At 64.1% G+C, this 13,874-nt stretch carries 14 protein-coding genes; 11 read left to right on the top strand and 3 right to left on the bottom strand.

Annotated features, from left to right (window positions below; all coding sequences use genetic code 11):
* Window positions 1-91 precede the first annotated feature (91 nt).
* Window positions 92-1,507 (bottom strand): TolC family outer membrane protein, encoded by a 1,416-nt coding sequence (locus tag CC207_RS04905; protein ID WP_088851676.1) that lies wholly within the window; start codon window positions 1,505-1,507, stop codon window positions 92-94.
* Between the two features lie 441 nt (window positions 1,508-1,948).
* On the opposite strand from CC207_RS04905, the gene CC207_RS04900 reads away from it, so the two are divergent.
* The gene (locus tag CC207_RS04900) at window positions 1,949-2,668 is read left to right on the top strand and encodes a carbonic anhydrase (RefSeq protein ID WP_028688698.1); all 720 of its coding nucleotides are present in this window, start codon (window positions 1,949-1,951) and stop codon (window positions 2,666-2,668) included.
* A gap of 188 nt (window positions 2,669-2,856) precedes the next feature.
* Entirely contained in the window at window positions 2,857-4,392 is a 1,536-nt protein-coding gene (locus CC207_RS04895; RefSeq protein ID WP_220467265.1) for a SulP family inorganic anion transporter, read from the top strand.
* Between the two features lie 157 nt (window positions 4,393-4,549).
* Here the strand turns inward: CC207_RS04895 and CC207_RS04890 are convergent, their stop codons facing one another.
* Entirely contained in the window at window positions 4,550-5,191 is a 642-nt protein-coding gene (locus tag CC207_RS04890; protein WP_028688696.1) for a hypothetical protein, read from the bottom strand.
* A 382-nt stretch (window positions 5,192-5,573) separates the two neighbouring features.
* On the opposite strand from CC207_RS04890, the gene coxB reads away from it, so the two are divergent.
* From coxB to CC207_RS04870, 4 genes are read left to right on the top strand one after another with little or no spacing between them, the layout of a single operon-like run.
* Window positions 5,574-6,701 carry a cytochrome c oxidase subunit II gene (gene coxB / locus CC207_RS04885; protein WP_088851675.1) on the top strand — a complete coding sequence of 376 codons (1,128 nt, stop codon included), beginning with the start codon at window positions 5,574-5,576 and terminating at the stop codon, window positions 6,699-6,701.
* A gap of 31 nt (window positions 6,702-6,732) precedes the next feature.
* Complete coding sequence (ctaD, locus tag CC207_RS04880) at window positions 6,733-8,322, top strand: cytochrome c oxidase subunit I (RefSeq protein WP_023628965.1); 1,590 nt, start codon at window positions 6,733-6,735, stop codon at window positions 8,320-8,322.
* A 10-nt stretch (window positions 8,323-8,332) separates the two neighbouring features.
* Window positions 8,333-8,890 carry a cytochrome c oxidase assembly protein gene (locus tag CC207_RS04875; RefSeq protein WP_028688694.1) on the top strand — a complete coding sequence of 186 codons (558 nt, stop codon included), beginning with the start codon at window positions 8,333-8,335 and terminating at the stop codon, window positions 8,888-8,890.
* A 16-nt stretch (window positions 8,891-8,906) separates the two neighbouring features.
* Window positions 8,907-9,794, top strand: a complete 888-nt coding sequence (locus tag CC207_RS04870) for a cytochrome c oxidase subunit 3 (RefSeq protein WP_028688693.1) — start codon at window positions 8,907-8,909, stop codon at window positions 9,792-9,794.
* A gap of 33 nt (window positions 9,795-9,827) precedes the next feature.
* Here the strand turns inward: CC207_RS04870 and CC207_RS04865 are convergent, their stop codons facing one another.
* A complete protein-coding gene (locus CC207_RS04865; protein ID WP_028688692.1) occupies window positions 9,828-10,031 on the bottom strand; it encodes a twin transmembrane helix small protein in 204 nt (67 codons plus the stop codon).
* A 63-nt stretch (window positions 10,032-10,094) separates the two neighbouring features.
* Between CC207_RS04865 and CC207_RS04860 the strand changes: the two genes are divergently transcribed.
* The 5 genes from CC207_RS04860 to CC207_RS04840 all read left to right on the top strand — a co-directional run.
* Window positions 10,095-10,838 carry an SURF1 family protein gene (locus CC207_RS04860; RefSeq protein WP_088851674.1) on the top strand — a complete coding sequence of 248 codons (744 nt, stop codon included), beginning with the start codon at window positions 10,095-10,097 and terminating at the stop codon, window positions 10,836-10,838.
* Window positions 10,804-11,382 carry a hypothetical protein gene (locus CC207_RS04855; RefSeq protein ID WP_028688690.1) on the top strand — a complete coding sequence of 193 codons (579 nt, stop codon included), beginning with the start codon at window positions 10,804-10,806 and terminating at the stop codon, window positions 11,380-11,382. The genes CC207_RS04860 and CC207_RS04855 overlap by 35 nt, the downstream gene beginning before the upstream one ends.
* A 9-nt stretch (window positions 11,383-11,391) precedes the next feature.
* Complete coding sequence (locus tag CC207_RS04850; RefSeq protein WP_028688689.1) at window positions 11,392-12,465, top strand: heme A synthase; 1,074 nt, start codon at window positions 11,392-11,394, stop codon at window positions 12,463-12,465.
* Window positions 12,450-13,349 (top strand): heme o synthase, encoded by a 900-nt coding sequence (gene cyoE / locus CC207_RS04845; protein ID WP_028688688.1) that lies wholly within the window; start codon window positions 12,450-12,452, stop codon window positions 13,347-13,349. The genes CC207_RS04850 and cyoE overlap by 16 nt, the downstream gene beginning before the upstream one ends.
* Window positions 13,346-13,874, top strand: a 529-nt coding sequence (locus tag CC207_RS04840; RefSeq protein WP_088851689.1) for an SCO family protein, incomplete at its 3' end; no start/stop codon positions are given. The genes cyoE and CC207_RS04840, both read left to right, overlap by 4 nt.

The raw sequence follows: 13,874 nt of genomic DNA, 5'->3' as shown, positions 1-13,874 counted from the left end.
TAAAGCTACCTATTTCAATAGGTTAGCGAAGTTTTGCAAAACTTTGTAATCATTTTGCCATCATCAGATGATTGTTATTTCATTCGATTGTTTAGCCGGCGACAGGCCGCCTGGCCTCTGGCGGCAGGAAGTCGCGATCCGGGTCGTAGTCCCGGCTCAAGTAGTGGGACAGCTCAAGCAGGTCCTGGGGGGCCAGGCTGCCGGCGGCCTGCTTGAGCTTCAGCGAGTCGATGATGTAGTCGTAGCGGGCGTCGTTGTATTCGCGCACGGCGCGGTACAACTGGCGTTCGGCATTGAGCACATCAGCGGTGTTGCGTGAGCCGAGTGCCCTGCCCACCAGGTTGGCCTTGAGCGACGCCTGGCTGGAGCGGATGCTTTGCTGGCGGGCCTGGACCTGTTCCACATCGGCGTTGACCGCGCGGTGCAGGTTGCGGGTCTGCAGCACCACCTCGCGGCGGCGATCCTCATGTTCGTCTTCGCTCTGGGCCAGGCGTTCGCCTGCCTCACGGACCTGCGAGCTGGTCAATCCACCTGCGTACAGTGGAATGTTCAGCTCCAGCCCCAAGGTGCCCTGCGCAATGTCGTCGCGGTAGCCGTTGCGGCCGAAGTCGGTCGGGTTGCTGTAGCCGAAACGGTCGTTGTCGCCCTTGCGATAGGACGCGACGGCATCCAGGGTGGGAGCATGTCCGGCCTTGCGTTGGCGATTGGCCTGCATGGCGGCATCAACGGCGTGTCCGCTGGACAGCAGGCTGAGGTTGCTCTGCACCGCCTGCTCGACCCAGGTGCTGGCATCGTTGGGCACCGGCGCCTGGACCGGCAGCTGGTGGGCGATGCCGGCGATCTGCGCATAGTCCTGGCGGGTCAGGCGGTACAGCGTCTCGAAGGCGTCGTCGACCTTGCGTTGCGCCAGTTGGCGGTTGGCGCTGGCGTTGTCGTAGGCTGCCTGGGCATCGAGCACATCGGTGATGCTGGAGGCGCCGTTGGCCAGACGTCCCTGGGCCTGTTCCTGCTGGCGCTTGAGGGCCTTGGCTTCGGCCTTGGCCGCGGCCAGCGCATCGAGCGCGCGCAGGGTATCGAAGTAGGCCTCCGCGGTTTGCAGGATGAGCGACTGTTCCTTTGCGGCGAGGTCCAGGCCGGCTTGCGCCGTGCCGGCCTCGGCGGCCTTGAGGGCGTACCAGCGATCCAGGCGCAGCAGCGGTTGGTTGAGGTTGGCCTGGTAGACCATGCCGCTGCGGGTACGGGTGAGCGCGGGCTCGTCGCGCTGCAGGCGGGTGCTTTCGAAGGTGGCGCCGGCATTGAGGGTTGGCAGCAGCCCCGCCCGTGCTTGCGGCACGCGTTCGCTGAGTGCCTGGAACTCGTGGCGGGCGGCGCTCAGACGCGCATCCTGTTCGACGGCGTGTTGATAGACCTGCAGCAGTTCGGCGCGTTGCGGCTCGGCAAGCAATGGCGTGCACAAGATCAGGCCTGCCAGGAAGGTGGTGTGGATCAAGGTATTGCGGAGGCGCATGACGGTCCGTGTCTGGCGGTGACGAAGGACGCGCATCCTATACTGGCGAAGTGCCTCTAAAAAATCGGAAGAGCGACATGAATGTTGTCAGAAAGCTCGCAGTAGAGCGTCTCCTTGGGTTTTTGACTGCATTTCCCACGCGGCTAGGCGCCTGGCACGGCATGCACTGCATCAGCGCAACTAAAACAACCCTGTAATTTCACTCATGACCCTTGGCATCTGATGCTTTTTTGCTATTATCCAGCACTCCCCTCGCTCATCTAGAACGCCCGTTCTAGAGCCTGCGCAATTAAGTTTCAGTTAAGTTTCCTACGCTAGCGTGAGTCATGAGTCAGCAGTGACTGTGATTATTTACCCGTGCGCGTCATCTAAATCCCCGCGTCACCCCAATCTTTCCCCGGTAACATGGCATTCACTTTCAAACCGTCAAGAGGATGAATCATGCCCGTCAAGGACCCATCCAAGGTTGTCCCGGCCGCACCCGCCGAAAGCGCCGATGCCGCCCTCAAGCATATCGTCGACGGCTTCCTGCGGTTCCACACCGAAGTCTTCCCCGAGCAGCAAGAGCTGTTCAAGAAACTGGCCACCGCGCAGAAGCCGCGCGCCATGTTCATCACCTGCGCCGACTCGCGCATCGTGCCTGAGCTGATTACCCAGAGCTCGCCGGGCGACCTGTTCGTCACCCGTAACGTCGGCAACGTCGTGCCGCCGTATGGCCAGATGAACGGCGGTGTGTCGAGCGCCATTGAATACGCGGTGCTGGCGCTGGGCGTGCACCACATCATCGTCTGCGGTCATTCCGACTGCGGCGCCATGCGCGCGGTGCTCAACCCACAGTCGCTGAGCAAGATGCCGACCGTTTCCGCCTGGTTGCGCCATGCCGAAGTGGCGCGGACCGTGATCGAGGACAACTGCTCCTGCGGCAGCGAGCACGAAAGCATGCAGTTGGTGACCAAGGAAAACGTCATCGCCCAGCTGCACCACCTGCGTACCCATCCGTCGGTCGCTTCGCGCCTGGCCGCCGGACAGCTGCACATCCATGGCTGGATCTACGACATCGAAACCAGCCAGATCGAAGCCTACGATGCCGCCAGCGATCGCTTCCTGCCGCTGACCGCCGGCGAGCCGATCCCCTCTGCCACACCGAGAGGCCGCTACTAAGCGACCCGAACACGCTGAACAAGCCTTGATTGCCGGCTGCACCCGACGGGTGCGGCGCGGCCTTCGCCTGCCTTGAATCTCCCTGAATGCCTTGCCGGCAGACCTGCTGGCGGCTCGCGCCTGCGCGTCATTCAGGGTTCCCCGTGCTGGCGGCCAGCGGAATGGCCGTGAATCTAGAAAGGAGCTACATGGTGAACATGACACAGATAAAGGCGGCCCTGCCGCGCGAGTTGCTGGCTTCGGTGGTGGTTTTCCTGGTCGCCCTGCCGTTGTGCATGGGCATTGCCATCGCCTCGGGCATGCCACCGGCCAAAGGACTGATCACCGGCATCATTGGCGGTATCGTGGTGGGTTTTCTTGCCGGCTCGCCATTGCAGGTCAGCGGCCCGGCGGCGGGGCTGGCAGTGCTGGTGTTCGAACTGGTGCGCCAGCATGGCGTGGCGATGCTCGGGCCGATCCTGCTGCTGGCCGGCCTGCTGCAACTGCTGGCCGGGCGCCTACGCCTGGGCTGTTGGTTCCGGGTCACGGCGCCGGCGGTGGTGTACGGCATGCTCGCCGGGATCGGCGTGCTGATCGTGCTGTCCCAGGTGCATGTGATGTTCGACACGGCGCCACAACCCTCGGGCGTGGACAACCTGCTGGGCTTCCCGGCGACGCTGGCTTCGGCCCTGCCGCTGGAAAGCGCGGGCAACGGCTGGCAAGCCGGCGCGCTCGGGCTGGGCACGATCGCCATCATGTGGGGCTGGGAGCGCCTGCGCCCGCAGCGGCTGCGCTTCATCCCCGGTGCCCTGCTTGGGGTGGCGACGATGACGGCCGTCAGCCTGTGGCTGGCGCTGCCGGTCAACCGCGTTCAGGTGCCGGCCGATCTGTCCGAGGCCATCGACTGGTTGCGTCCGGATGACCTGCTCAAGTTGGCCGACCCGACCCTGCTGGTGGCGGCTTTCGCCCTGGCCTTCATCGCCAGTGCCGAGACCTTGCTGTCCGCCGCAGCCGTCGACCGCATGCACAGCGGCCAGCGTTCGGACTTCGACCGTGAGTTGTCGGCGCAAGGTGTTGGCAACATGCTCTGCGGGGTGCTTGGTGCGCTGCCGATGACCGGGGTGATCGTGCGCAGCTCGGCCAACGTCCAGGCCGGCGCGCAGACACGGGCCTCGGCGATCTTCCACGGTATCTGGCTGCTGGCCTTCGTGGTGGCGCTGAGTAGCGTGCTGCAGCAGATACCTGTGGCCAGCCTGGCCGGGGTGCTGGTCTATACCGGGGTCAAGTTGGTGGACTTCAGGGCGTTCCGTGGTCTTGGCCGCTATGGACGGATGCCGATGTTCACCTATGCGGCGACTGCACTGGCAATCATCTTTACTGACCTGTTGACCGGCGTGTTGCTGGGCTTTGCCCTCACCCTGCTGAAGCTGGCGTTCAAGGCGGCGCGTTTGAAGATCAACCTGGTGGCGCTGGACGTGCCGGGGCACATGGAGCTGCGCCTGAGCGGGGCGGCGACCTTCCTCAAGGTGCCGGCGCTGACCCAGGTGCTGGACACGGTACCGGAAGGGACCACGTTGCATGTGCCGCTGGGCAACCTGAATTATATCGACCATTCCTGCCTGGAACTGCTGGAGGACTGGGGGCGCAGCGGCGCGGCCAAGGGCTCGCGGCTGGTGCTGGAGCAGCGGCGTCTGAAGCGGCGGGTCGAGGGACGGTTGCGGACTACGGCGGGGGTTGGGGCCTAGTCTGATCTGAGGATCCTGGGGCTGCTGCGCAGCCCTTTCGCGACACAAGGCCGCTCCCACAGATACAGCGCAGAAATTGAATCATGCACTGAACCTGTGGGAGCGGCCTTGTGTCGCGAAAGGGCCGCAAAGCGGCCCCGGCAATTTTGAGGTTTGCTCAGGCCGATTGCCCCAGCTCCACACCAAGCTGGCGCGAAAGGCACGGCCAGCGCTTCCATGCTGCGCCGGTAACCGGGCTCGACAGCTTGTCGCGGTAGACCTCCACCGATTCCACGGCAAAGCTCTCGTCATCAAGCATCTCATCCACCGAATGATGCACCACCTCATCCAGCTGGTTGGCAAACGTCTCGCCGATCAGCTGATGGGCGATCAGGTTGGCGACCGTGGTATCCACCGGAATCAGCGGCTGCTGGAAATGGCGGATATACAGGTCGTTGACCTCCTCGACCAGGCGATGCGCCAGGTAGGCCTCGTCCAGCAGGCAGTCCAGCCCGACCTGCCCCGCCATCACGCTCGGCGGCTGCAGGAAGTAGGCCTCGGCAATTTTCAGTACCGGTTTGATCTGCGTCTCGATGCCGGCTTCGAGCGCCACGTTGTGCGCGGCTTCGAGCAGTTCCGGAACCTCGTTGATGTAGGCGCCGACAAAGCGCGCCAGGGTACCCTGGGCATCCTGCTGGGGTAGTTGGATCGATGGATGCAGGTGTGGCAGTTGCAGTTCGAGGCGGGCTTTCAGTTGGCCTGTACGGCTCTCATGTTGATGGGCATTTTCGATCTGCTCGCGTACAGCAGCGATGTTCATGACAACTCCAGGGACATGGCGTTACAAACGGAAGACACTAAGTTAGCTTGCTTACGAGAATGGCTAAGACGCATTTGTTATATCTCTCACGTGCGTGTAGGAAATTGGCTATATCAAAGTGCCATTATTGTGTCCCGGCCCAGTATTCATGAGGCTTTCAGAGCAAACGTTTGGTTGAGCCAAGATCATTTCAAGTGCTGCGTTGCGCACCATTGGTCGGTGTCTATACTCCGGGTGAAACGTGATTCGTTGATGAGGCCCGACTGCCTTTAAGCAGGGGGCTCGGTCGTCGAAGCCAGGCAGTCTTGGCCACCGTTCCCCCCTTTGTCGTAGCAGGTCGTCCACGCCTCCGGGACTACAAGAACGATAAGGGGAACCCGCAATGATGCGACATCCACATGTCTGGATGGGCCTGTTGCTGTGGTCGTTGTTCGGTCAGGCACAGGCAGCATGGACGGTGAACATGGCGCCCGGGGCGACGGAAGTCTCCCACGCAGTGTTCGACCTGCACATGACCATCTTCTGGATCTGCGTGATCATCGGCATCGTGGTGTTCGGCGCGATGTTCTGGTCGATGGTCATCCACCGCCGCTCGACCGGGCAGCAGGCCGCGCACTTCCACGAGCACACCTGGGTCGAGATCCTCTGGACAGTGGTTCCCTTCCTGATCCTGGTGGCCATGGCCATTCCGGCCACCAAGACCCTGATCGACATCTACGACGCCAGCGACTCGGACATCGACATCCAGGTCACCGGCTACCAGTGGAAGTGGCACTACAAGTACCTGGGCCAGGACGTCGAGTTCTTCAGCAACCTGGCCACCCCCGCCGAGCAGATCCACAACAAATCGCCGAAGGATGAGCACTACCTGCTCGAGGTCGACCAGCCGCTGGTGCTGCCGGTGGGCGCCAAGGTGCGCTTTTTGGTGACCGCCGCCGACGTCATTCACTCCTGGTGGGTGCCGGCCTTCGCGGTCAAGCGCGACGCCATCCCCGGTTTCGTCAACGAGGCCTGGACCCGGGTCGAGAAGCCGGGCATCTACCGTGGCCAGTGCACCGAGCTGTGCGGCAAGGACCACGGCTTCATGCCGGTGGTGGTCGAGGTGAAGTCCAAGGCCGACTACGACACCTGGCTTGGCGAGCGCAAGGCCGAGGCGGCCAAGCTCAAGGAGCTGACCAGCAAGGACTGGACCCTCGAAGAGCTGGTGGCTCGCGGAGACAAGGTCTACCACACCACCTGCGTGGCCTGTCACCAGGCCGAAGGCCAGGGCCTGCCGCCGATGTTCCCGGCGCTCAAGGGCTCGAAGATCGCCACCGGGCCCAAGGAAGCCCACCTGGGCATCGTCTTCCACGGCAAGCCCGGCACCGCCATGGCGGCGTTCGGCAAGCAACTATCGGAAGTCGATATCGCCGCCGTGGTCACCTACGAACGCAACGCCTGGGGCAACAACAAGGGCGACCTGGTCACGCCGAAGGACGTGCTGGCGCTCAAGCAGGCGGAAAGCAAATGAACCGGTGCCTTAGGGTTGCAGGAGACAGGACATGAGTGCAGTGATCGACGACCACGCCCACGGTCATGAACACGCCCACGGCCCGGCCAAAGGCCTGATGCGCTGGGTGCTGACCACCAACCACAAGGACATCGGCACGATGTACCTGTGGTTCGCCTTCACCATGTTCCTGCTCGGCGGCTCGTTCGCCATGGTGATCCGCGCCGAGCTGTTCCAGCCCGGCCTGCAGATCGTGGAGCCGGCGTTCTTCAACCAGATGACCACCATGCACGGGCTGATCATGGTGTTCGGCGCGGTGATGCCGGCGTTCGTCGGCCTGGCCAACTGGATGATCCCGCTGATGATCGGTGCCCCGGACATGGCCCTGCCGCGGATGAACAACTTCAGCTTCTGGCTGCTGCCGGCGGCGTTCCTGCTGCTGGTCTCGACCCTGTTCAGCCCCGGTGGCGGTCCGAACTTCGGCTGGACCTTCTACGCCCCGCTGTCGACCACCTACGCCCCGGCGAGCGTGACCTTCTTCATCTTCGCCATCCACCTGATGGGCATCAGCTCGATCATGGGCGCGATCAACGTGATCGCCACCATCCTCAACCTGCGCGCCCCGGGCATGACCCTGATGAAGATGCCGCTGTTCGTCTGGACCTGGCTGATCACCGCGTTCCTGCTGATCGCGGTGATGCCGGTGCTGGCCGGCGTGGTGACCATGATGCTGATGGACATTCACTTCGGCACCAGCTTCTTCAGCGCCGCCGGCGGTGGCGACCCGGTCTTGTTCCAGCACGTGTTCTGGTTCTTCGGCCACCCCGAGGTGTACATCATGATCCTGCCGGCCTTCGGCGCGGTCAGCTCGATCATCCCGGCGTTCTCGCGCAAGCCGCTGTTCGGCTACACCTCGATGGTCTACGCCACCGGGGCCATCGCCTTCTTGTCGTTCATCGTCTGGGCCCACCACATGTTCGTGGTCGGCATCCCGGTGGTAGGCGAGCTGTTCTTCATGTATGCGACCATGCTCATCGCCGTGCCCACCGGGGTGAAGGTGTTCAACTGGGTCAGCACCATGTGGGAAGGCTCGCTGACCTTCGAGACACCGATGCTGTTCGCCATCGCCTTCGTCATCCTGTTCACCATCGGTGGCTTCTCCGGCCTGATGCTGGCCATTGCGCCTGCGGACTTCCAGTACCACGACACCTACTTCGTGGTCGCCCACTTCCACTACGTACTGGTGCCCGGGGCGATCTTCGGCATCTTTGCCTCGGCCTACTACTGGCTGCCGAAGTGGACCGGCCACATGTATGACGAAACCCTCGGCAAATTGCACTTCTGGCTGTCGTTCGTTGGCATGAACCTGGCCTTCTTCCCCATGCACTTCGTCGGCCTGGCTGGCATGCCACGCCGGATCCCGGACTACAACCTGCAGTTCGCCGACTTCAACATGGTCTCGTCGATCGGCGCGTTCATGTTCGGCGCCACGCAGATCTTCTTCCTGTTCATCGTCATCAAGTGCATCCGCGGTGGCGCGCCGGCACCGGCCAAGCCTTGGGACGGCGCCGAGGGCCTGGAGTGGTCGATTCCTTCGCCGGCGCCCTACCACACCTTCCAGACCCCGCCGGAAGTGAAGTAGGAGCCTGCCCATGGACGGCCTGTCGCTCAAACGCCTGGTCAGCCGCTTGCTGATGCTGACCGTGGTGATGTTCGCCTTCGGCTTCGCCCTGGTGCCGATCTACGATGTGATGTGCAAGGCTTTCGGCATCAACGGCAAGACCGGCGGGCAGTACGCGGGCACCCAGGTGAGCGACCCGTCGCGTTCGGTGCGGGTGCAGTTCATGTCCACCAACGCAGGCGACATGAGCTGGGAATTTCATTCCACCGCCGACCAGATCGAGGTCAACCCGGGGGCGGTGAACCAGATGATCTTCATCGCCCGCAATCCGACCAACCAGCCGATGAGCGCCCAGGCCATCCCCAGCATCACCCCGGCCGAGGCTGCGGCGTACTTCCACAAGACCGAGTGCTTCTGCTTCACCCAGCAGGTGCTGCAGCCGGGCGAGCGCATCGAAATGCCGGTGCGCTTCATCGTCGACCGCGACCTGCCGGAGTCGGTGAAGCACCTGACCCTGGCCTACACCCTGTTCGACATCACCGCTCGCCACCCGCCAGTCGCCCATGTCGCGACCGAGGCCGCCCGTTGAGGGAAGGAGATCAAGCATGGCAAGCCACGAGCACTACTACGTCCCGGCGCAGAGCAAGTGGCCGATCATCGCCACGATCGGCATGTTCATCACCGTGTTCGGCCTGGGCACCTGGTTCAACGATCTCAAGGCCGGCCACCCGGAGTCCCACGGGCCGCTGATCTTCTTCATCGGGGGGCTGTTCCTGGCGTACATGCTGTTCGGCTGGTTCGGCGCGGTGGTCAAGGAGAGCCATGCCGGCCTATACAGCGCGCAGATGGACCGTTCCTTCCGCTGGGGCATGAGCTGGTTCATTTTCTCCGAGGTGATGTTCTTCCTGGCCTTCTTCGGCGCGCTGTTCTACGTGCGGGTGCTGGCCGGGCCGTGGCTGGGGGGCGATGGAGCCAAGGGCGTGGCGCACATGCTCTGGCCCAACTTCGAGTTCGTCTGGCCGCTGCTGCACACACCGGACCCGAAACTGTTCCCGCCGCCGAAGGAAGTGATCGACCCGTGGCACCTGCCGCTGATCAACACCATTCTGCTGGTTAGCTCCAGTGTGACCGTGACCATCGCCCACCATGCCCTGCGCAAAGGCCATCGTGGCCCGCTGAAACTGTGGTTGGGGCTGACCATCCTGCTGGGGCTGGGGTTCCTTGCGCTGCAGGCCTACGAGTACCACGAGGCCTATAACAAGCTGGGGCTGACCCTGGGGTCGGGGATCTATGGCGCGACGTTCTTCATGCTCACCGGCTTTCACGGCGCGCACGTGACGCTGGGGACATTGATCCTGTTCGTGATGTTCTGCCGGGTGATGCGCGGGCACTTCGAGCCGGACAAGCACTTCGGTTTCGAGGCGGCGAGCTGGTACTGGCACTTCGTGGATGTGGTGTGGGTGGGGTTGTTCATATTCGTGTATGTGCTTTGAAGGGCGGCGCGCTCCTACAGGGATCGAGGTAATTCAGAACGGCGCGTGGGAGACCAACTGCCCGCTGATAAAGCCCCAGGCCACCAGCGCGATGGTCAGGGTGGCGAGGGCGACACGTACGGTAAGGGCCTTGAGCAGGCGGGTCGACTGGTCGTCGTCCTTGACCAGGAACACCAGGCCACTGAACAGGCTGGCGATGGTGGCCAGCAGCATCAGGACAATCGCGGCCTTGAGCATGGCGTAACTCCAGGGGGATGCGGTGATGAGTACAAGTATAGCGCTCGACCTGACGAGGCCCTGGTGAGGCCGTTTCGCCCCGGCCTGTTGCCGACCCTGGTGGTGCTCGCGCTGCTGCCGGGCCTGATCGCGCTCGGCTGCTGGCAACTGCGCCGCGCCGATGAGAAGCGCGACCTGCTCGCCGCGTACACCGAGCGCCAGATCGAGGCGCCGGTCGCTGTCGATCAACTGCGCCAGCTGCCGGATCCGGCGTTCTATCCCGTGCATTTGTATGGCCGCTTCGACGCCACCCACAGCCTGCTGCTGGACAACCAGATGCGCGACGGCAAGGCCGGCGTCGAGTTGCTGCAACCTTTCCACGACCAGGCCAGCGGGCTGTGGCTGCTGGTCAACCGCGGCTGGCTGCCCTGGCCCGACCGTCGGGTGCCGGTGCGTTTCGACACCCCGGACCAGGCCCTGGCGCTGGACACCACGGTATACGTGGCGCCGGGCAAGACCTTCCAACTGCACCCGGACAATCCGGATGGCCGCTGGCCGCAACTGCTGACGGCCATCGACCCGGCCGGGCTCTGGCAGCAGCTGGGCCGCGAAGGCTTCGCCCAGGAACTGCGCCTGCAGCCCGGTCCGGCCGCCTACCGCCTGGACTGGCCGGTGGTCGCCATGGGGCCGGAAAAGCACCAGGGCTATGCCGTGCAGTGGTTCGCCCTGGCCACCACGCTGGTGCTGCTCTACCTGTACTTCGGCTGGCATCACAACGACAAGGAGAACCGCCATGGCCGCCGCCACGAGTCCACTGGACGCGCCTGACCACCGCAAGCCCCGGGGGCGTCTGCAACTGTTGCTGATCCTGTTCGTCGTGCTCGGGCCGATGATCCTTGCCACCTTCATGTACAAGCTCAAGTTCTGGGTGCCGGAGGGGCGCAGCTATCACGGCGTGATGATCGGCAATGGCGAGGGCCGCGCGGACATCGGCATCGATGCCCAGGACGAGCGCTGGCAGCTGCTGGTCAGCGCCCCCGAGGCCTGCGCCGAGGAGTGCCGGCAACTGGTGTACCTGGCCCGGCAGATCCAGGTCGGCCTGGGCCGTGACGCCAGCCGCGCCAGCCATGCCCTGGCGGCGGCCCAACCGCTGGCCGCCGACTACCAGGCCCTGCTGGGCCGCGAATACCCGCAGTTGCGGCGCTACCCGCTGGATGTTCAGCGTTATGTCCAGAAGGTCGGCGAAGTGGGCCCGCAGCTGTGGATCGTCGACCCCCACGGCAACCTGGTGCTGCGCTACGACGCCAAGGTCAACGGCAAGCATGTGCTGGACGACCTGCGTCACCTGCTCAAGCTGTCCAACATCGGCTAGGAGGCCGCCATGGCCAGACCCGGATTCCGTCTCGCTGTGTTCGCCACCCTGCTGGCGCTGCTGGTGGTGCTGCTCGGCGCCTATACCCGGCTGACCCATGCCGGCCTGGGCTGCCCCGACTGGCCGGGGTGCTATGGCTTCATCAGCGTGCCCAAGACCGATGCCCAGCTGGCCCATGCCGAGCTGCACTTCCCCGAGCACCCGGTGGAAGAAGCCAAGGGCTGGGCCGAGATGGTCCATCGCTATTTCGCCGGCACCCTGGCGCTGGTGATCGCCCTGCTCGCCTTCCAGGCCGTGCGCCGGCATGCCCGCGACGGCCAGCCCTACCGCCTGCCGGTGTTGCTGCTGGGCGTGGTGCTGGCCCAGGCGGCGTTCGGCATGTGGACGGTTACCTTGAAGCTTTGGCCCCAGGTAGTCACCGCGCACCTGCTCGGCGGATTCACCACGGTGAGCCTGCTTTTCCTGCTTTCCCTGCGTCTATCCCGGGCCTTTGCGCCATTGCCGAAACTGCCGCTGAGCCTGCGCCGCATCGCCGCGCTGGCGCTGCTGGTGGTCATCGGCCAGATCGCCCTGGGGGGCTGGGTCAGCGCCAACTACGCCGCCGTTGCCTGCATCGACCTGCCCACCTGCCATGGCCAGTGGTGGCCTGCGGCCGACTTCAGCAACGGCTTCCACCTGACCCAGCACGTCGGGCCCAATTACCTCGGTGGGCAACTGGACAGTGACGCGCGCACCGCGATTCATATCAGCCATCGCCTGGGCGCGCTGCTGGTCATGCTGGTGTTGCTGACCCTGAGCTGGAAGCTGCACCGCCACGGCCTGGGTGGCCTGGCTCGCCTGGTGTTGCTGGCGCTGGCGCTGCAACTGGGCCTGGGCATCAGCAACGTGCTGTTCCACCTGCCCCTGGGCGTGGCTGTCGCGCACAACGCTGGTGGCGCCTTGCTGCTGATGTGCATGGTACTGGTCAACTACCGCATCCGCGTGGTCGACAAGGTCCGTGTGGGCCACGGCTGGCGCCTGACGCCGGTGACCGGCGTGCACCTTTCCCATCAAATGAGGAACGATTCGTGGCGACGCTTCTGAGCACGGAACGCCAGCGCGCCGGATGGCGCGACTACATGGAGCTGACCAAGCCGAAGGTGGTGGTGCTGATGCTGATCACCTCGCTGGTGGGGATGTTTCTTGCCACCCGCGCGGGGGTGGCCTGGAGCGTCCTGCTGTTCGGCAACCTGGGGATTGGCTTGTGCGCGGGTGCCGCGGCGGCGGTCAACCACGTCGTCGACCGCCGCGTCGATGCACTGATGGCCCGCACCCACAAGCGCCCGCTGGCCCAGGGCCGGGTCGCGCCCTTGCCGGCCTTGCTGTTCGCCTTGCTGTTGGCCGTGGCGGGGATGGCCCTGCTGCTGGCCTTCACCAACCCCCTCACCGCCTGGCTCACCCTGGCTTCGCTGCTCGGTTACGCGGTGCTCTATACCGGCTTTCTCAAGCGTGCCACGCCGCAGAACATCGTGATCGGTGGCCTGGCCGGAGCGGCTCCGCCGTTGCTGGGCTGGGTGGCGGTCAGCGGGCACCTGGGCGCCGAACCACTGCTGCTGGTGCTGATCATCTTCGCCTGGACGCCACCGCACTTCTGGGCCCTGGCGATTCATCGCAAGGAGGAGTACGCAAAAGCTGATATTCCCATGCTCCCCGTTACCCACGGCGAGCGCTACACGGCCCTGCACATCCTGCTCTACACCTTGATATTGCTGGCGGTGAGCCTGTTGCCCTATGCCATCCACATGAGCGGACCGTTGTACCTGGCCTGTGCCATGGTCCTGGGCTTGCGCTTCCTGCACTGGGCCTGGGTGTTGTACCGTGGCACCCGGCCGCACGCGGCGATCAAGACGTTCAAGTACTCTATCGGCTACCTGTTCGCCTTGTTCATCGCGTTGCTCGTAGACCACTACCTGTTGCTGAACCTATGACCCGAACCCAGAAAACCGTCTTCATCCTCGTTGCCCTGGTCGCGCTGATCATGGGCCTGACCGTCAACAAGGTGCTCAACGACCGTGGTCAGTTGAATCCCACCGAGCTGATCGACGCCGGCATCATCCTGCTGCCGCAGAGCCGCACCGTGCCGGACGTGACCATGACCGACCAGAACGGCCAGCCGCTGGTGTTGGACCAGCTCAAGGGCAAGTGGTCGTTGCTGTTCTTCGGCTATACCTACTGCCCGGACATCTGTCCGACCACCCTGGCCCAGCTGCGCCAGGTGAAAAGCGAGCTGCCCAAGGAGGCGCTGGAGCGTCTGCAGGTGGTGCTGGTGAGCGTCGACCCGAACCGCGACACGCCGAACCAGCTCAAACAGTACCTGGGCTACTTCGACAAGGATTTCGTCGGGGTGGCGGGGTCGATCGAGGACACCCAGAAGCTGGCCAATGCCTTGAGCATTCCGTTCATCCCGGCCGATACCAGCAAGCCGGGCTACACCGTGGATCACAGCGGCAACC

The organism is Pseudomonas sp. DrBHI1 (genome assembly GCF_002205115.1).
In the GTDB taxonomy this organism is placed as follows: Bacteria; Pseudomonadota; Gammaproteobacteria; order Pseudomonadales; family Pseudomonadaceae; genus Aquipseudomonas; species Aquipseudomonas mosselii.
This window is presented reverse-complemented; position numbering and strand designations above follow the sequence as displayed.

Bases quoted from the DNA above. Each gene is read 5' to 3' on its own strand.
- CC207_RS04895 (WP_220467265.1), top strand. From the start codon at position 2,857: ATGGTGAACATGACACAGATAAAGGCGGCCCTGCCGCGCGAGTTGCTG.
- CC207_RS04875 (WP_028688694.1), top strand. From the start codon at position 8,333: ATGGACGGCCTGTCGCTCAAACGCCTGGTCAGCCGCTTGCTGATGCTG.
- CC207_RS04870 (WP_028688693.1), top strand. From the start codon at position 8,907: ATGGCAAGCCACGAGCACTACTACGTCCCGGCGCAGAGCAAGTGGCCG.
- CC207_RS04850 (WP_028688689.1), top strand. From the start codon at position 11,392: ATGGCCAGACCCGGATTCCGTCTCGCTGTGTTCGCCACCCTGCTGGCG.
- ctaD (WP_023628965.1), top strand. From the start codon at position 6,733: ATGAGTGCAGTGATCGACGACCACGCCCACGGTCATGAACACGCCCAC.
- CC207_RS04865 (WP_028688692.1), bottom strand. From the start codon at position 10,031: ATGCTCAAGGCCGCGATTGTCCTGATGCTGCTGGCCACCATCGCCAGC.
- CC207_RS04855 (WP_028688690.1), top strand. From the start codon at position 10,804: ATGGCCGCCGCCACGAGTCCACTGGACGCGCCTGACCACCGCAAGCCC.
- CC207_RS04890 (WP_028688696.1), bottom strand. From the start codon at position 5,191: ATGAACATCGCTGCTGTACGCGAGCAGATCGAAAATGCCCATCAACAT.
- coxB (WP_088851675.1), top strand. From the start codon at position 5,574: ATGATGCGACATCCACATGTCTGGATGGGCCTGTTGCTGTGGTCGTTG.
- CC207_RS04900 (WP_028688698.1), top strand. From the start codon at position 1,949: ATGCCCGTCAAGGACCCATCCAAGGTTGTCCCGGCCGCACCCGCCGAA.
- CC207_RS04905 (WP_088851676.1), bottom strand. From the start codon at position 1,507: ATGCGCCTCCGCAATACCTTGATCCACACCACCTTCCTGGCAGGCCTG.